Below are 16,667 nucleotides of genomic sequence, written 5' to 3'. Positions count from 1 at the left end.
ATTTACATCTGTCATTTAAGGAATAGAGACCATGACCTTCCGGCCCAAGTACATCACCTTCGACTGCTATGGCACCCTCACGCGCTTTCGCATGGGCGACTTGGCGCGCGACATGTTCGCCGACCGCATCCCGGCAGAGCGCATGGAGCAGTTCGTCGCCGACTTCAGCGCCTACCGCTTCGACGAGGTGCTGGGCGACTGGCAGCCCTACGACGTGGTGCTGAAGAACGCGGTGCGCCGCCTGTGCAAGAAGTGGAAGATCCAGTACCTCGACCACGAAGCGCAAAAGTACTACGACGCGGTGCCGACCTGGAGCCCGCATGCGGATGTCCCTGCAGGGCTGGCCAAGATCGCCAACGAGATCCCGCTGGTGATCCTGTCGAACGCCTCGGACAGCCAGATTCAGAAGAACGTCGCCATGCTCGGAGCGCCCTTCCATCGCGTTTACACCGCGCAGCAAGCCCAGGCCTACAAGCCGCGCCTGCAGGCCTTCGAATACATGCTCGATTCGCTGGGCTGCAACCCCGAGGACGTGCTGCACGTGTCCTCCAGCCTGCGCTACGACCTGATGTCAGCGGACGACCTGGGCATCGTCAACAAGGTCTTCGTCAATCGCGGCCACGGCCCGGGCAACCCGGCCTACCGCTACGTCGAGATCAAGGACATTGGCGGCCTCCCCGGCGTGGTCGGTCTCTGATCCGTTGCAAGCACCGCACGCCATGAAGCTTGAATCCTATTGGACCGATTCGGCGCCCGCCTTCGTCTCGCGCTCGTGCGAGCTGCCGGCGCAGGTGGATGTCGCGATCGTGGGCGGCGGCTTCACCGGCCTCTCGGCGGCGCTGGCGCTGACGAGGCGCGGCGCCAAGGTGGCGGTGCTGGAGGCCGGCGAGCGCGTAGCGGCCGAAGCCTCGGGCCGCAACGGCGGGCATGTCAACAACGGGCTCGCCCAGGACTACGCTGAAGTGGCCGCCAAGGTCGGCGTCGAGCGCGCCCGAGGCTGGTACCACGCCTACGACGAAGCCGTGGACACGGTTGAGCGGATTGTGCGCGAGGAGGCTATCGCCTGCGACTTCCTGCGTCACGGAAAGCTCAAGCTCGCCACGCGGCCGAGCCAGATGGCCGCACTGGAGCGCAGCGCCGAACGCCTGATCGGTGACGGCGTTGACACCGATGTCCAGGTGCTCGACGCGGCCAGCGTGCGCGCCGAAGTGCAGAGCGACCAGTTCCACGGCGGCCTGCTCTACAAGCGCAGCGGGCAGATGCACATGGGCCGCTTCGCCCAAGGGTTGGCAGCGGCGGCCGAGCGCAGCGGTGCGCAAATCCACACCGGCACGAACGTGCAGCGCATCGAACGCCTGGGCCAGGGCCACGCGCACAAGCTGCACACCGGCCACGGCACCGTCGCCGCACAGCAGGTGCTGCTGGCCACGGGGGCGACGCGCCACGGCGGCTACGGCAGCTTCGGCTGGCTGCGCCGGCGTATCGTGCCGATCGGAAGCTTCATCGTGGTCACCGAGCCACTGGGCGCCGAGCGCGCGCAGGCCCTGCTGGCCGCACGGCGTACCTACACCACGGTGGCCAACATCCACCACTACTTCCGGCTCACCCCGGACCACCGGCTGGTGTTCGGCGGGCGTGCGCGCTTCGCGATCTCCAGCCCGCAGTCGGATGCCGCCAGCGGCGAGATCCTGCGCGCCGGGCTGGCCCAGATCTTCCCGCAGCTCGGCGCCGTGCAGCTGGACTACTGCTGGGGCGGCCTGGTCGACATGACGCAGGACCGCCTGCCCCACGCCGGCGAGCGCGAGGGCCTCTACTACGCGATGGGCTACAGCGGCCATGGCACACAGATGTCGGTCCACATGGGCCAGCGGATGGCGGCCGTGATGGGCGGCGATGCGCTTGCCAACCCCTGGCAAGGCCGCGACTGGCCTGCCATCCCTGGCCACTTCGGCCCGCCGTGGTTCCTGCCGGCGATCGGCCTTTACTACACGCTCAAGGACAGGCTGGCCTGAGCGCCCTAGCTACCACCTTTCTTCATCGACCCACCAAGAGGAGACAACCCCATGAACAGCACCAGCAACACGAGCTTCGAGAAGCTCGTCGGTCCCGGCGAGAGCCTTCGCGTGATGGAGTCGCTCAAGCGCGGCGCCACGCGGCGCGACATCCTCGCGATGCTGATGGCGGGCGGCATGCAGGCCACGCTGGCCGGTGGCATCGCAGGCGCGGCGATGAGCGCCCATGCGCAGACGCCGAAGAAGGGCGGCCGCATCCGCGTCGCAGGCGCCACTGCCGCCGCCACCGACACGCTCGACCCGGCCAAGCAGTCGAACCAGACCGACTACTCGCGCTGCAACATGATCTACAACGGGTTGACATCGCTGGACGGCAGCCTGACGCCGCAGCCCGCGCTCGCCGAATCGTTCACCACCAAGGATGCCAAGACCTGGGTGTTCACGCTCCGCAAGGGCGTCACCTTCCACGACGGCAAGGCGCTGTCGCCGGCCGACGTCGTGTTCTCGGTGATGCGCCACAAGGACCCGGCCACCGCTTCCAAGGCCAAGGTGCTCGCCGACCAGATCGACAGCGCCAAGGCCACCGGCCCCAACGAAGTGACCTTCGTGCTCAGCGCGCCGAACGCCGACCTGCCGGTCATCCTCGGCACCTCCCACTTCCAAATCGTCAAGGAAGGCACCACCGACTTCAACGCCGGCATCGGCACCGGCCCCTACAAGCTCAAGGAGTTCAAGCCCGGCGTGCGCTCGCTGATGGTGCGCAACGACGCCTACTGGAAGCCCGGCAAGCCCTACCTCGACGAGATCGAATTCGTCGGCATTGGCGACGAAACCGCACGCGTCAACGCGCTGCTGTCAGGCGGAATGGACCTGGTGGGGTCGGTCAATCCGCGCTCGGTCGAGCGCGTGAAGGGTACGCCCGGCTTTGGGATCTTCGTTACCCAGTCCGGTCAGTACTCAGACCTCGTGATGCGCAAGGACGTGGGTCCCGGCGCCAACCCGGATTTCGTGCTTGGGATGAAGTACCTCTTCGACCGCGAGCAGATGAAGAAAACCATCGCGCTCGACTACGCCGTGGTCGGCAACGACCAGCCGATCGATCCGACCAACCGCTTTTATTTTGCCGGCCTGCCGCAGCGGCCCTTCGACCTTGACAAGGCAAAGTTCCACCTGCAGAAGTCCGGCGTTACGGGCAAGGTGCCGATGGTGGCATCGCCCGCGGCGCTGTACTCGGTGGAGATGGCGCTGTTGCTGCAGCAGACGGCACAGCGCGCCGGGCTGGAAATCGACATCAAGCGCATGCCGGCCGACGGCTACTGGTCGAACCACTGGCTCAACAGCCAAGTCGGCTTCGGCAATGTGAACCCGCGCCCGAGCGCCGATGTGCTGCTGACGCAGTTCTTCCAGTCGGGAGCCGCATGGAACGAGTCGCGCTGGAAGAGCGAGAAGTTCGACCAGTTGCTGCTGGCCTCGCGCGCCGAGACCGACCTGGCCAAGCGCAAGCAGATGTATGCCGACATGCAGACCATGATTCACCAGGAGGCCGGCATCGGCATCCCGCTGTTTCTCGCGAGCATCGACGGCCACACTTCCAAGCTCAAGGGTCTGGCGCCGATCCCCCTGGGCGGCCTCATGGGCTACAACTTTGCCGAGAACGTCTGGCTCGAGGCCTGATCTGCACGCGCCGGAGGATTCCCCATGAACCACGTGATTCTGAAGCTCCTCGGCCAGCGCATCGCGTTGGCGTTGCTTTCGCTGCTCGCAGTGTCGGTCATCGTCTTCTCGATCACGGCGGTACTGCCGGGCGATGCGGCGCAAGAGCAACTAGGCCAGGACGCCACGCCGGAGGCAGTTGCGGCGCTGCGAGCCCAGATGGGTCTGGACGTGCCGGCGCCCCAGCGCTACGCGAAGTGGCTGCTCGGCATGGTGAAGGGCGATCCCGGCCTCTCGGCCACCACGCAGATGCCGGTGGCCGAGCTGGTCGCCAGCCGCCTGCCCAACTCTCTGTTGCTGGCTGCGGTGACGGCGCTGTTCTCCGTGCCGATCGCACTGGCACTCGGCATCGCCTCGGCGGTCTGGCGCGGCTCCTGGTTCGACCGGGCAGCCTCGACGACGGCCGTTGGCGTGGTGTCGGTACCGGAATTCCTGGTCGCGACGCTGGCGGTGCTGGTGTTCGCGGTCAAGCTGCGGTGGCTGCCGGCGCTGTCCTTCGTGAACGACATCGAGTCGATCGGGCAGATGCTGCGCGCCTTTGCCATGCCGGTGATGGTGCTGTGCTGCGTGATCGTCGCGCAGATGATGCGCATGACCCGCGCCGCGGTGATCGACCAGCTCGAGGCCCCCTACATCGAGATGGTGCGGCTCAAGGGCGCCTCGCCGATGCGCATGGTGCTGGCGCATGCGCTGCCCAATGCGGTGGGACCGATCGCCAACGCCGTGGCGCTGAGCCTGTCGTACCTGCTGGGCGGCGTGATCATCGTCGAGACCATCTTCAACTACCCCGGCATTGCCAAGCTGATGGTCGACGGGGTCTCGCAGCGCGACATGCCGCTGGTGCAGACCTGCGCCATGATCTTCTGCTGCGCCTACCTGATCCTGGTGACGACGGCCGACATCTGCGGCATCGTCGCCAACCCGCGGCTGCGGCACCGTTGAGGAAAGCACCATGGAAACGTCCACCTCTGCAACAGTCGTGAGCGCCGCGGCTTCCCTGGCGGCAGCGTTGCCAGATCGCCGGGGCGGCCCACTGCGCTGGCTCGCCGGCTTCGGGCCATCCGGGCTCCTGGGCCTCGCGGTGCTTCTGTTCTGGCTGCTCGCGGCGCTGCTCGGCCCCTGGCTACTCTCGCACGGCACGGCGGCCACGGGCACCTCGAACGTCTTCGCGCCGATCAGCGCGGCGCACTGGCTGGGGACCGACTACCTCGGCCGCGACATGCTGGCGCTCATCATCGAGGGGGCGCGCTACACGATCGGCGTCGCGCTGCTGGCCACCGTGCTGGCCAGCGGTACCGGCATCACGCTGGCGCTGCTGGCCGCGGCCAGCGGCCGCTGGATCGATGCGGTGCTGAGTCGCGGCCTGGACACGCTGACCGCGATCCCGAGCAAGATGTTCGCGCTCATCATGGTGGCGGGCTTCGGCTCCTCGGTGCCGATGCTGGTGGTCACGGCGGGCATCATCTACGTGCCGGGCGCCTACCGCATGGCGCGCTCGCTGGCCGTCAACATCAATGCGCTCGACTACGTGACCGTGGCGCGCACCCGCGGCGAAGGCACGCTGTACATCATGCTGCGCGAGATCCTGCCCAACATCCTGGGGCCGATGCTGGCCGACCTCGGCCTGCGCTTCGTCTATGTCGTGCTGCTGCTGGCCAGCCTGAGCTTCCTCGGCCTGGGCATCCAGCCGCCGGCTGCCGATTGGGGCTCGCTGGTGCGCGAGAACATCGGCGCGCTGGCCATGGGCGGCGCCTCGGTGATCGTTCCGGCGCTGGCCATCGCGAGCCTGACCATCGCGGTCAATCTCGTCATCGACAACCTGCCGGGCCGCACCGCCCGGGAACGAGGAGCACGCTGATGGGCGCACCACTCATTGTCCAGGGCCTCAGCATCTCGGCCGGCGCGATCACGCTGGTCGACAACCTGAGCTTCTCCGTGCAGCCCGGCGAGGTGCTGGCGCTGATCGGCGAGTCGGGCTCCGGCAAGACCACCACCGCGCTGGCACTGATGGGCTATGCGCGCCACGGCTGCCGCATCTCGGCAGGCCGCGTGCAGATCGGCGACACCGACGTGCTGGCGCTCGATGCGCCTCGGCAACGCGCGCTGCGCGGCCGCACGGTTTCCTACATCGCGCAGAGCGCGGCCGCCTCCTTTAATCCCTCGCGCACGATCATGGACCAAGTGATCGAGCCGACCGTCATCCACGGCCTGTGCAAGCGAGCCGAGGCCGAGGCGAAGGCGGTGCAGCTGTTTCGCGAGCTGGCACTGCCCGATCCGGAGACCATCGGCGATCGCTATCCGCACCAGGTCTCCGGCGGCCAGTTGCAGCGGCTGATGGCCGCTATGGCGCTGATCGGCGACCCCGAGCTCGTGATCCTTGACGAGCCGACCACCGCGCTCGACGTGACGACGCAGATCGAGGTGCTGCGCGCCTTTCGCCGCGTGGTGCGCGAGCGCCGCGCCACCGCGGTGTATGTGAGCCACGACCTGGCCGTGGTGGCGCAGATGGCGGACCATATCCTGGTGCTGCGCGACGGAAAGATGCGCGAGCTGAACGCGACCGGGCAGATTCTCTCGGCACCGCAGGACGACTACACGAAGTGCCTGCTGGCCGCGGCGCGGCCGGTGCCGCGCGCGTCGGCCAAGGCAGCCAACGACGATCTCGAGTTGTTGCTCCATGTGCAGCAGCTCTCGGCTGGCTACGGTCCGGTGGATGCGCAGGGACGTCCGGCGATGCCGATCCTGCAGGACATCGACCTCAAGCTCCACCGCGGCCAGGCGATCGGCGTGATCGGCGAGTCCGGCTCCGGCAAGACCACGCTGGCGCGGGCCGTGGCCGGCCTGATCAAGCCCAGCCACGGCAGCGTGCTGTTCCGCGGCCACGAACTCAAGCCGACGCTGCAGCAGCGCGACCGGGACGAGCTGCGCCGCATCCAGATCGTGTTCCAGATGGCCGACACTGCGCTGAACCCGTCGCAGACTATCGAGCGCATCCTGGCGCGGCCGCTCCAGTTCTACAAGGGCCTGCGCGGCGAGCCGCTCAAGCGCCGCATCCGCGAATTGCTGGATCTCGTGAAGTTGCCGCAGACGGTCGCCGGGCGCCTGCCGGGCGGCCTCTCGGGCGGGCAGAAGCAGCGCGTGAACCTCGCGCGCGCGCTCGCGGCCGACCCCGACCTGATCCTCTGCGACGAGGTGACCTCCGCGCTCGACACCGTGGTCGCCGCGGCGGTGCTCGAACTGCTAGCCGAGCTGCGGCGCGAGCTCGGCGTGTCCTACTTGTTCATCAGCCACGACCTGCACACGGTGCGCGCGGTGTGCGACGAGATCGTCGTGATGCAGCATGGCCGCAAGCTGGCGCAGGTGGCACGCCGCGACTACGAGCGCGGGCCGCACCATCCCTACTACGAGCTGCTGGCCCGATCGGTTCCCGAACTGCGCCAGGGCTGGCTCGACGACATGGACCGCACGGCTGCGGCAGCAACATGAGGAAAACCGAAATGACCCCCACCTTCCGCATCGCGCTGATCGCCGGCGACGGCATCGGCAAGGAAGTGATGCCCGAGGGCCTGCGCGTGGTGCAGGCCGCGGCGGCGCGCTTTGGCTTCGAGCTCGACTGCCGCGTCATCGACTGGGCCAGCTGCGATTACCACGCCGAGCACGGCCAGATGATGCCGGACGACTGGAAGGCGCAGCTGAAGGGCGTCGACGCGCTGTACTTCGGCGCCGTCGGCTGGCCCGCCACCGTGCCCGACCACGTGTCGCTGTGGGGCTCGCTGCTCAAGTTCCGCCGCGAGTTCGACCAGTACATCAACCTGCGCCCGGTGCGCCTGTTCGAAGGCGTGCCGTGCCCGCTGGCCGGCCGCCAGCCCGGTGACATCGACTACCTCGTGGTGCGCGAGAACACCGAGGGCGAATACACCTCGCTCGGCGGCGTGATGTACGAAGGCACCGAGCGCGAGATCGTGATCCAGGAATCGGTCTTCTCGCGCCACGGCACCGACCGCGTGCTGAAGTACGCCTACGAACTCGCGCAGGCGCGCAAGAGAAAACACCTGACGGTGGCCACAAAGAGCAACGGCATCGCGATCAGCATGCCTTGGTGGGACGGGCGCGCCGACGCGATCGGCCAGGACTACCCCGACGTGAAGGTCGACAAGCAGCACATCGACATCCTGTCGGCGCGTTTCGTGCTGCAGCCGACGCGCTTCGACGTAGTGGTGGCGAGCAACCTGTTCGGCGACATCCTGTCCGACCTGGGGCCCGCGACCACCGGCACCATCGGACTGGCGCCGTCGGCCAACCTCAACCCCGAGCGCAAGTTCCCGTCGCTGTTCGAGCCTGTGCACGGCTCGGCACCGGACATCTACGGCCAGAACATTGCCAATCCCATCGCCATGATTTGGTCGGGCGCGCTGATGCTGGACTTTCTCACCCAAGGCCAGGGCGCGGGCCGCGCCGCGCACGACGCGATCCTCGGCGCCATCGAGGCGGTGTTGCGCGAGGGCCCACGCACGCGCGACCTCGGCGGCACGGCATCCACTACCGAGCTCGGCATGGCCATCGCCGAGCGCGTGGCCGCAAACTGACAACCCCTAAATGACAAACACCATGACACTGACCCTCGAACGCCAGGACCTGATGCCCGGACGCCAGCTGATCGGCGCCGAATGGCGTGACGCGAGCGATGCGCGCCGCCTTGATGTGAGCGACCCTGCCACCGACGCCGTCTTCGCGAGCGTGCCCGACGGTAGCGCGGCCGATGCGCACGCGGCCGTCGACGCCGCGCATGCCGCCTTCCCGGCGTGGCGCGCCGTGCCGGCCAAGCAGCGCGCCCAGATCATCAAGCGCTGGAACGACCTGGTGATGGCGCACCAGGAGGATCTGGGCCGGCTTATCTCGCGCGAACAGGGCAAGCCGTTGGCCGAGGGCCGCGGCGAGGTGGCCTATGCCGCCAGCTACATCGAGTGGTTCGCCGAGGAGGCGACGCGCGCCAACGGCGACATCATTCCCGCTCCGGTGCCGGGCCGGCGCATGTTCGCGCTGAAGGAGCCGGTCGGCGTGGTCGCCGCCATCACGCCGTGGAACTTCCCGGCTGCCATGATTGCGCGAAAGATCGCGCCGGCCCTCGCCGCCGGCTGCACCGTGGTGTTCAAGCCGGCCGAGGACACGCCGCTCACTTCGCTTGCGCTCGTCAAGCTCGCTCAGGAGGCCGGCGTGCCGCCGGGCGTCATCAACATCGTCACCGCCTCGCGCGAACGCACGCCCGAAGTGGTGGATGTGTGGCTGGACGACCCGCGCGTGCGCAAGATCACCTTCACCGGCTCCACGCCGGTAGGCCAGCACCTGGCGCGCCGGTCGGCTGACACACTGAAGAAGCTCTCGCTCGAGCTCGGCGGCAATGCGCCTTTCATCGTCTTCGAGGACGCCGACATCGACGCCGCCGTCGAAGGTCTGATGGCGGCCAAGTTCCGCAACGGCGGCCAGACCTGCGTCTCCCCGAACCGCGTGTTCGTGCACGAGCGCCTGCATGACGCCTTCGCCGACAAGCTGGCCGGGCGCGTAGGCGCACTCCAGGTGGGCCCTGCGAGCGAACCGGGGTCGCAGATTGGTCCAATGATCAATGCGCGCGCGGTCGAGAAGATCGATCGCCATGTGCAGGACGCGGTCGCCAAGGGCGCCAAAGTGCTCACCGGCGGAAGGCGTCTTGTCGATCTGGGCCCGAACTATTACGCGCCCACGGTGCTGGTGAACGCCGACGCCAGCATGGCGTGCAGCTGCGAGGAGACCTTCGGGCCGGTGGTGCCGATCACGCGCTTCGACAGCGAGGCCGAGGTGATCGCCGCAGCCAACGACACGCCCTTCGGACTGGCCGCGTACTTCTACTCGCAGGACGTGCGCCGCATCTGGCGCGTGGCCGAGGCACTGGAGTCGGGCATCGTCGGCATCAACGAAGGCGCATTGGCGGCGGAGGCCGCTCCCTTCGGCGGCGTCAAGGCCTCTGGCTACGGTCGCGAGGGCTCGGTGCACGGTCTCGACGACTATCTGCACATCAAGTACCTGTGCCAGGGGCAGCTGTAGGAGCGCTCGGTCACGGCCTGGAATGCTGGTGCGTCTCCACGAAGTGGCCGTGCCTGGCGAACTCATCGGTCGTCGCGGCCCCTGCCGCGCTGAAGCGCCCCCGCGCCTGTACGAGCAGTCAACCATGAACAGCCCTTTGTCCAAGCACCGAGTCGTCATCGTGGGCGGCGGCGCCGGCGGGCTGGAACTGGCCACGCGCCTCGGCGATATGCGGGTCTTGCGCGGCGTGGCGGACATCACGCTCGTCGACATGCACCGCACCCACGTGTGGAAGCCTAAGCTGCACGAGATCGCGTCGGGCAGCATGGACATGAGCGCACACGAGGTGGACTACCTCGCGCAGGCACACTGGCACCGCTTCCGATTTCAGCTCGGCGAGCTCACCAGCATCGACCGCGAGCGGCGCGAGGTGCATGTCGCTCCTTACCTGGACGACGAGGGCCGCCTGGTCACGCCTGCACGCGCCTTCGGCTATGACACGCTGGTGGTCGCCATCGGGAGCCTCAGCAACGACTTCGGCACGCCCGGCGTGCGCGAGCATGCGCTGCGCCTCGAGTCGAAGGCGGATGCGCAGCGCTTTCACCAGCGCATGGTCAACGCCTGCATCCGCGCGCATGCGCAGACCACGCCGCTCAGACCCGAGCAGCTGCACGTGGCGATCATCGGTGCGGGCGCCACCGGCGTGGAGCTGGCCGCCGAGCTGCATCGCACCACCCGCGAGGTCGTGGCCTACGGGCTCGATCGCGTGGACGCCGAGAAGGATATCCAGGTCAGCGTGATCGAGGCCGCCGATCGCGTCCTGCCCGCGCTGCCGCCGCGCATGTCCACCGCCACCGAGGCGCTGCTGCGCAAGCTGGGCGTGGATGTGCACACCTCGGCCAAGGTGGCTGAGGTGCTGCCCGAGGGCGTGCGCCTGGCCGACGGCCGCACGCTGCCGGCCGAGCTGGTGGTGTGGGCCGCGGGGGTGAAGGCGGCCGATTTCATGAAGGACATTGCGGGACTCGAAACTAACCGCAGCAACCAGCTCGCGGTGCTGCCGACGCTGCAGACCACGCGCGACGCCGACATCTTCGCCATCGGCGACTGCGCGGCCTGCGCCTGGCCCGAGGCCAACGGTGGCAAGGGCGGCCTCGTGCCGCCGCGCGCGCAGGCCGCGCACCAGCAGGCCTCGCACGTCGCGGAACAAATCCGCCGCCGACTGGCCGGCAAGCCGCTGAAGGACTACCGGTACCGCGACTTCGGCTCGCTGGTCTCGCTCGGCGAGTACAGCACGGTCGGCAACATGATGGGCGGCCTGATCGGCGGCAGTCTGATGATCGAAGGCGCCTTCGCGCGGCTGATGTACATGTCGCTCTACAAGATGCACGAGCTCGCACTGCACGGCGTGGTCAAGGTCTCGCTCGACACGCTTGCCCGGCTCATCACGCGGCGCACCGAACCGCACGTGAAGCTCCATTGAGGCGTTGCGATCATGCTGCGCGCCATGTCCCGCCCAAGGCGGCTCGAGCTTGAGCCGCACCCCATTTTTCAATTTGTATCAACCCGATGCGAAGAGGTGTCCGGGCACGGTCGTCGCTTGATGTTGAGGTCAGTTAAAACAGCTAGCCAGGTCAGCGAAATGCGCTAGCCGCTGAATGAACTCTGCTAGCGCGCCGGGGTAACGTCCCAGCGCGAATCTCCCGCTCGTTGCGACTCGTCAAGGCAAACAGCTTGTCCAGGTTCGTACACGCGAGCACCCGCCCGGCACTCAGCGTCTGAAACCCGTCGCCGTGGACCGTGCAGGCCATCAGGTTCTGGTCGAGCCACTCGCGCCGCCAGATCGGCGCTGCGACGTCAAGAGGGTTGACGAACACACATCGCGCGCAATAGCAGAAGTGCCTCCTGGACCCTCCCAGGGCGGCGGGACCTCGATGCTCTCGATGCGTTGCCTACTGATTCGGGTCAAGGCTGCAAGGTGGTCTACCGCATGCTGGTGCAATTGCGGCATCAGCAACCATCCCCGGCCGTCCGATATCTGCAATTCAAGTCCGCATGTTGCCGCGAACGCCGGCACGGACATTCTGTAGCGCGCAACGATGCGGCCAATCCATCCACCCAAGACCTCGGCATCAAACGGCCTGGGTGCGAACGGCAGCGGGCGGTGCTCACTGATCAGCGAGTGCGACATGTTCCAGATGCGCAAGCGTGATCCGCTCCGAACCATCCAGGACTGCGAGTGCCGATGCTTCGTTAAGCAGCATTGAGATCTCGCCCGTCTGGCCGCCACTGGCCACAAGAATGAACTGAACGTTGGCCGCTGCATCAGATCCGAGGGCTTGCGCAGCGGGAGCACCCGCTCGAAGGCGCCCAGCAACCGTCGGAGGTCGTCGCTCTCGCGCAAGCGCGGAATTTCAAACGGCGTGAAGCGGCTGATCATCTGGGCGTCTGAGGCCGAGGTGGTGGAGGAGGGCGCTTGCGCCGATCGCGCACCCACGCTATCAGCGCGACGATGCTGCCTGCCTCGTGTTTGGTCGCTGAACAAGCGCGTCGGCGTACCCGTTCGTAAGGGGCGGTCCCTCGATGTCGGTGGCGGTCTCAATTCATGGGATGCCATGTCGCTTTTGCAGGCACCGCGTCAGAACGCCCGGCTGGTAACGATTTGCAACGATGCGGGCATCCTTGTCCACAGGCTTGTCCACTGCAAATGTGGAGAACCTGCCGTTCGGGATTCGGAGCCCGCCGCGCGACAGGGCATCGTAGTTGTACACATTTGTATTACATGTTGAATTGAGCAACCGATTCGGCACCGAACCGGCATTCAGGCTTTGCCAGACTCATGCTTTCCCGTGTCCCTCATCCGCGCCACCGCGCTCACCTGGGCGGCGCCTGCCCGGAAGTATCCCGCGACGGTATCCGTGCTCCAATGCCCCGTCATGGCCATCGTCTCCTGCCGCGGCATGTTCTGCCGCCCGGCCTCGGTGACGAAACCCGACCGCAGCGAATGCGCCGAGTAATCTTCGCCCACCCCTGCCAGCGCACACCGCGCCTTCACGATGTCCCGCACCGCCGTCCCTGAGAGCCCGTCGATGCCGAGCTTTCGGTTCTTGAGGATCCGTCGGAAGAGGGGCCCCGAGGTGATGCCGCTCGCCTTGAGCCACGCATCCAGCGCTTCGGCGGCTGATCCGACCACCGGCTTCACGTCTTCCGGGCGGATCTTCCCGTTGTGGTTCGTCTTCGAGCTCGCCAAGGTGTACAGATAGGCGCCCTGATCGCCGCGGTGCAGGTTCTCGAACACAGCTTCTGAGACTTCGGAGCGCCGGCGCCCGCCCGAGGCCCAGGCAAAGAGGAGGAGGGCGCGGTCTCGCTTCCCTTTGAGCGAGTCATCGCAGGGGGTAGTCGTACTTTCGATGGAATTTGATACTGTTGGGGCAAGAAACCCAACGCACGACAACGACTTACGAGCACTCGCATCTGCGCGAAAGCCGTCCTGCGTAAGTCGTTGATATTCAAAAGAAAACTTCTCGCAACCGTATCAATCCACATGATTGGGATGATTACCCCAACTAGCGCTTCGTGCGTGCCGCGGTCTGGGTCGGCGCGACGGCCTTCCTCGCAAGGGCGCGCTGCTGCCAGTTGCAGCGCCTTGCCCCCGCCTTAGGGGGCGCCACCCCCCAGCGTCTGGCAGAAGGAGAGGGTGCTGTCAGCGTCCTGGGCCTCGGACTGGCTGGTTCACATCGCTCTCAGGCTTGCCGGTTCTCGATCCAATGGGTGGCCGGACCATGCAGCCGATTGCCAAGCTCCACGGCCCGGACGAGCCTTTCCCTGGTGGTGCGGTTGTAGGGAATCCACAAGTGATCGCGCCCGTCGGCAGGCGCGCCGCCATGGGCCACGTCGTCAGAGCTGCGAAGCCTGATTTCGGTGAGTGCTCGCCACGTCGTCTTCAATGCAAAAACTCCTTGAGGGAGGTGCGCGTCAGCCTGCGAGGGTGGTACATCTGCGCACTGGTCGCTGGCTCGTTCATCGCCCTCGCTTGGACCCTGAATGTGGCGGTCGCCTTTGAGGTCTATAAGTCCTCGCTTCGGGCGCAGATCACTTCGAACGAATTATTGCATCTGAGCCGAGTCGCCCCCGAAAAAAGCCCGCCGAAGCGGGCAATGAGGACCCTCTGATGTCCTCGGTGGAGGAGGAAGGTCAAATGCTGAACCTGCTGGGTGAACGAGGCCTTAACCCGAAAAGCGTGCACGGCCTACATACAAAGTCAAAGACGCAGACGTACCCTGGAGAACGATGGTCCGCTGGCGCTCGCAACGGATGCTGTGGCAACCCGCTCGTCGAGAGCGGGCCCTTGATGCCGGCGGCCCATCGTTTCAACCTCGCACCGATTCCAGTTCGAAGGCATCGTGGAGGGCGGTTTGGCCGCCGTCCCAAGACCATCTCGACGGCTTTCATGACCGGCCGGACTAGGCCCCTCGAATGCCAAGGATGATGCCTGGCTGCGCGGTTCCCCGGGCCTATGATCTCCACGAGGGCGGACGAGGAGTTGGATCTTTTGGAGCGACAGCCATGCTGCCCAGTGTTGAACTTCGTCGTTTCGAATACGACGGGTGGTCTGTGGTGATCGAGTTGGACGGCTGCACCTCGGAGGGCGTGTCTTCTGGGCACGCCGACCTTGACAGGCGCGGCGGCCACCGATGCACTATTGCGCTCGCCGGGAAATACCCGAATGCTGCCGCCGCAATGACGGCACTCTCCGACCGATCCCGCGCCTTTGTCGATGAATGGGACATCAAGCGCGGCGAGGGCGAATCACCCTTCATCGATCAGTAGCCGTCCCTGCCTCAGTCTCGTCATGTCGGGCCTGCGGCCCACAAGGGGAACCAGGTGTCCGCCGATGTGCAACCGATACGAGGCCCCTGAAGTCTGGGAAATCGAGCGCTTCTGGCACATCGGCCGTCACAACCAACTGCCCTGGCCGCGCCAGGTGCTCCCGCGGGCGCCTGGCCCCTTCATCCGCCGCGCGCTTCTCGCCTCCAACTACGAACGCGAGCTCGTTGTCGGGCAGTGGGCCCTGATCCCCTGGTTCGCCAAGTCCGCCAAGCTGACCTTCAGCACGAACAACGCGCGGTCCGAAGATCTCTCGGCCAAGGCCACTTTCAAGGACCCCTGGAAGCGCGGCCAGCGTTGCATCATCCCGGCGGCCAGCTTCGACGAGCCGAACTGGGAGAGCGGGAAGAACCAATGGTGGCAGTTCCGGCGCGCGGACGGGAATCCGTGGGGGCTGGCCGGCCTGTGGAGCACCTGGACAGACAAGGCGACGGGCGAGGTGCACGAGAGCTACAGCATGCTCACCCTGAACGCGGACCACCACCCGTTGATGAACCGGATGCACAAGCCAGATCCGAAGCTGCCGCCCGACCAGCAGGACAAGCGCTCAGTGATCGCGATCGAGCGGGGCGACGTCGATCAGTGGCTCGCGGGCACGATGGACGAGGCCAGGCAGTTGATGCGCCTGACGCCGGTCGAGGTGTTCGATGCTGGGCCGACCATGGCGCCGAGCTGATGCAATCTGGCGGCCGTGCCTCGACGAACGGTCGGCTGTCGGGCCGCATTCTGCCCTTGCAGGGAGGCAGCAAAAATCCTGGTCTGTTTGCGCTTTAAATCATTGGGGCGGGCGCGCTTGGTCAGCCGGTATGACTCGCCAGGACGCGAAGGGCGATGTATGGCACGACGTTGAAAAGAAGAATGCCAACTTTGTAGACCGCCATGCATGCGTAGTGGATGCCATCGAAGCGCTCTTCCGATATGTGAAACCATCGACCGTGGAGCCTTCGCATCCAGGCATGGGCAAACCTGAAGGCGACAAACCAAGCAAGCAGTACGGCGTAGTTGAGCACTGCGCACCACAGCAGAAAATCGCTCAAAAACCGAAGCGTCATTGGACGTTCTCCATGAGGGGCAGCTTGTCGCCGCATCCTGCCACATGGGCGACGACGCCGGCGGCCCGAAGCGGTTCTAGCGACTTCTCCGAAGCAGCCGCCGCGCTCGCGTCACCGATGCTGCTTCCGGCAGGATGCGGTCCCGCTTACCTTGTGCTCGACGAAGTGCCGCCCGCCATGCGCGAGGAGGTTCGGGGCCTGCGCGACACCGAGGCAGGGCGATTCGTACTCCGCCTGTACTCGGAAGAGCGCGTCCGCGTTCCGCGCAGTGCCCGAGAGCCTTCTCAGGTCTTCGCCGACTTCTTTGGCGCTCTACTCGCGGCCTGCAGGGCCGCCGCCTGCGCAGCGTGCTTCTCGGCACGCGAGGGCCTGTGGGCCGTGCCAGCCTTGGTCTTCTTGGCGTCCTTGGGCTCCTTTTTTTCCTTGGGCTTCTCCTTGGCCTGCGCGTGGTGCGTCCTCACCAGCTTGTCGACGGCCTTCGCCCTCGGCTGCTGCGCTTGCGCTTGGCGCTTCGCACGCTCCTCCTTGAGCAGGCGGCGCTCCTCGGCCAGCTCCTGTTCGGCTTCGGATGGCTCATGGTCCGCCCCCAGCGAGTGGACGCGGTCCATCGTCGCCTTGTGAAGCATCGCGCCGTTCTTCGCGATGCGGTGGGTCAGCGATGCGATGCGAATGGGCATGTTGCGCTCCTCGTGGTGGGTGGAAGACCAATGTAGGCCAGCCCGCCGCGTCCTGCCAATCGATTTGTATGGCTTCGGCCCTGCGGCCGTCAATCTCTGCTGCCGGAGAAGGGACTGTCGCAGATACCTGCTTCTCTGATCGGGCCCGTTTGTCAACAGCGCTGGCGGGCGACAATTATCTTGAGCGGTCAGCGACAACTATCGTGAGCGGTTGACGCACGCGCCCGGGGTGCGTTTGCGGTCGGGTTTTAAAGTGGTTTGCCTCTAGAGGA

The 16,667-nt window shown here is 66.4% G+C and carries 15 protein-coding genes; 11 read left to right on the top strand and 4 right to left on the bottom strand.

Going from position 1 to position 16,667, the window contains the following annotated elements; genetic code table 11:
- Positions 1–31: 31 nt before the first annotated feature.
- The 9 genes from QTI68_RS37825 to QTI68_RS37785 all read left to right on the top strand — a co-directional run bounded on the left by QTI68_RS37825 (position 32) and on the right by QTI68_RS37785 (position 11,262).
- Positions 32–697: a haloacid dehalogenase type II gene (locus QTI68_RS37825; RefSeq protein WP_286529402.1), complete on the top strand. Its 666-nt coding sequence runs from the start codon at positions 32–34 to the stop codon at positions 695–697.
- Between the two features lie 22 nt (positions 698–719).
- On the top strand, positions 720–2,012 hold the full coding sequence (locus QTI68_RS37820; RefSeq protein ID WP_286529401.1) for an NAD(P)/FAD-dependent oxidoreductase: 1,293 nt from the start codon (positions 720–722) through the stop codon (positions 2,010–2,012).
- Between the two features lie 51 nt (positions 2,013–2,063).
- Positions 2,064–3,686 (top strand): ABC transporter substrate-binding protein, encoded by a 1,623-nt coding sequence (locus tag QTI68_RS37815; protein ID WP_286529400.1) that lies wholly within the window; start codon positions 2,064–2,066, stop codon positions 3,684–3,686.
- Positions 3,687–3,710: 24 nt separating this feature from the next.
- The gene (locus QTI68_RS37810; RefSeq protein ID WP_286529399.1) at positions 3,711–4,667 is read left to right on the top strand and encodes an ABC transporter permease; all 957 of its coding nucleotides are present in this window, start codon (positions 3,711–3,713) and stop codon (positions 4,665–4,667) included.
- A gap of 10 nt (positions 4,668–4,677) precedes the next feature.
- Positions 4,678–5,583 carry an ABC transporter permease gene (locus QTI68_RS37805; protein WP_286529397.1) on the top strand — a complete coding sequence of 302 codons (906 nt, stop codon included), beginning with the start codon at positions 4,678–4,680 and terminating at the stop codon, positions 5,581–5,583.
- Positions 5,583–7,211, top strand: coding sequence for an ABC transporter ATP-binding protein (locus QTI68_RS37800; RefSeq protein ID WP_286529396.1), 1,629 nt, complete (start codon positions 5,583–5,585; stop codon positions 7,209–7,211). Before QTI68_RS37805 ends, QTI68_RS37800 begins: the two co-directional genes overlap by 1 nt.
- Before the next feature lie 11 nt (positions 7,212–7,222).
- On the top strand, positions 7,223–8,311 hold the full coding sequence (locus tag QTI68_RS37795; RefSeq protein ID WP_286529395.1) for a tartrate dehydrogenase: 1,089 nt from the start codon (positions 7,223–7,225) through the stop codon (positions 8,309–8,311).
- A gap of 22 nt (positions 8,312–8,333) precedes the next feature.
- On the top strand, positions 8,334–9,803 hold the full coding sequence (locus QTI68_RS37790) for an NAD-dependent succinate-semialdehyde dehydrogenase (RefSeq protein WP_286529394.1): 1,470 nt from the start codon (positions 8,334–8,336) through the stop codon (positions 9,801–9,803).
- Positions 9,804–9,927: 124 nt separating this feature from the next.
- Positions 9,928–11,262: an NAD(P)/FAD-dependent oxidoreductase gene (locus QTI68_RS37785; RefSeq protein ID WP_286529393.1), complete on the top strand. Its 1,335-nt coding sequence runs from the start codon at positions 9,928–9,930 to the stop codon at positions 11,260–11,262.
- 1,338 nt (positions 11,263–12,600) lie between these two features.
- Here the strand turns inward: QTI68_RS37785 and QTI68_RS37780 are convergent.
- A complete protein-coding gene (locus tag QTI68_RS37780) occupies positions 12,601–13,233 on the bottom strand; it encodes a site-specific integrase (RefSeq protein WP_353506469.1) in 633 nt (210 codons plus the stop codon).
- 289 nt (positions 13,234–13,522) lie between these two features.
- On the bottom strand, positions 13,523–13,726 hold the full coding sequence (locus tag QTI68_RS37775) for a hypothetical protein (protein ID WP_286529392.1): 204 nt from the start codon (positions 13,724–13,726) through the stop codon (positions 13,523–13,525).
- 619 nt (positions 13,727–14,345) lie between these two features.
- Here QTI68_RS37775 and QTI68_RS37770 point away from each other — a divergent pair.
- Both QTI68_RS37770 and QTI68_RS37765 read left to right on the top strand, forming a co-directional pair.
- Positions 14,346–14,609 carry a hypothetical protein gene (locus QTI68_RS37770; RefSeq protein WP_286529391.1) on the top strand — a complete coding sequence of 88 codons (264 nt, stop codon included), beginning with the start codon at positions 14,346–14,348 and terminating at the stop codon, positions 14,607–14,609.
- A gap of 64 nt (positions 14,610–14,673) precedes the next feature.
- Positions 14,674–15,342: an SOS response-associated peptidase gene (locus QTI68_RS37765; RefSeq protein WP_286529390.1), complete on the top strand. Its 669-nt coding sequence runs from the start codon at positions 14,674–14,676 to the stop codon at positions 15,340–15,342.
- A 121-nt stretch (positions 15,343–15,463) separates the two neighbouring features.
- Here the strand turns inward: QTI68_RS37765 and QTI68_RS37760 are convergent, their stop codons facing one another.
- Positions 15,464–15,718 (bottom strand): DUF6868 family protein, encoded by a 255-nt coding sequence (locus tag QTI68_RS37760; RefSeq protein ID WP_286529389.1) that lies wholly within the window; start codon positions 15,716–15,718, stop codon positions 15,464–15,466.
- Between the two features lie 284 nt (positions 15,719–16,002).
- Positions 16,003–16,395 carry a hypothetical protein gene (locus QTI68_RS37755; protein ID WP_286529388.1) on the bottom strand — a complete coding sequence of 131 codons (393 nt, stop codon included), beginning with the start codon at positions 16,393–16,395 and terminating at the stop codon, positions 16,003–16,005.
- Between the last annotated feature and the right edge of the window lie 272 nt (positions 16,396–16,667).

The sequence above is a fragment of the Variovorax sp. J31P207 genome, assembly GCF_030316965.1.
Taxonomy (GTDB): Bacteria; Pseudomonadota; Gammaproteobacteria; order Burkholderiales; family Burkholderiaceae_C; genus Variovorax; species Variovorax ginsengisoli_B.
Note: the sequence above shows the minus strand (reverse complement) of the source record. Positions and strands in the feature narration are given on the sequence as shown.

Bases quoted from the DNA above. Each gene is read 5' to 3' on its own strand.
- QTI68_RS37825 (WP_286529402.1), top strand. From the start codon at position 32: ATGACCTTCCGGCCCAAGTACATCACCTTCGACTGCTATGGCACCCTC.
- QTI68_RS37820 (WP_286529401.1), top strand. From the start codon at position 720: ATGAAGCTTGAATCCTATTGGACCGATTCGGCGCCCGCCTTCGTCTCG.
- QTI68_RS37815 (WP_286529400.1), top strand. From the start codon at position 2,064: ATGAACAGCACCAGCAACACGAGCTTCGAGAAGCTCGTCGGTCCCGGC.
- QTI68_RS37810 (WP_286529399.1), top strand. From the start codon at position 3,711: ATGAACCACGTGATTCTGAAGCTCCTCGGCCAGCGCATCGCGTTGGCG.
- QTI68_RS37805 (WP_286529397.1), top strand. From the start codon at position 4,678: ATGGAAACGTCCACCTCTGCAACAGTCGTGAGCGCCGCGGCTTCCCTG.
- QTI68_RS37800 (WP_286529396.1), top strand. From the start codon at position 5,583: ATGGGCGCACCACTCATTGTCCAGGGCCTCAGCATCTCGGCCGGCGCG.
- QTI68_RS37795 (WP_286529395.1), top strand. From the start codon at position 7,223: ATGACCCCCACCTTCCGCATCGCGCTGATCGCCGGCGACGGCATCGGC.
- QTI68_RS37790 (WP_286529394.1), top strand. From the start codon at position 8,334: ATGACACTGACCCTCGAACGCCAGGACCTGATGCCCGGACGCCAGCTG.
- QTI68_RS37785 (WP_286529393.1), top strand. From the start codon at position 9,928: ATGAACAGCCCTTTGTCCAAGCACCGAGTCGTCATCGTGGGCGGCGGC.
- QTI68_RS37770 (WP_286529391.1), top strand. From the start codon at position 14,346: ATGCTGCCCAGTGTTGAACTTCGTCGTTTCGAATACGACGGGTGGTCT.
- QTI68_RS37765 (WP_286529390.1), top strand. From the start codon at position 14,674: ATGTGCAACCGATACGAGGCCCCTGAAGTCTGGGAAATCGAGCGCTTC.
- QTI68_RS37760 (WP_286529389.1), bottom strand. From the start codon at position 15,718: ATGACGCTTCGGTTTTTGAGCGATTTTCTGCTGTGGTGCGCAGTGCTC.
- QTI68_RS37755 (WP_286529388.1), bottom strand. From the start codon at position 16,395: ATGCCCATTCGCATCGCATCGCTGACCCACCGCATCGCGAAGAACGGC.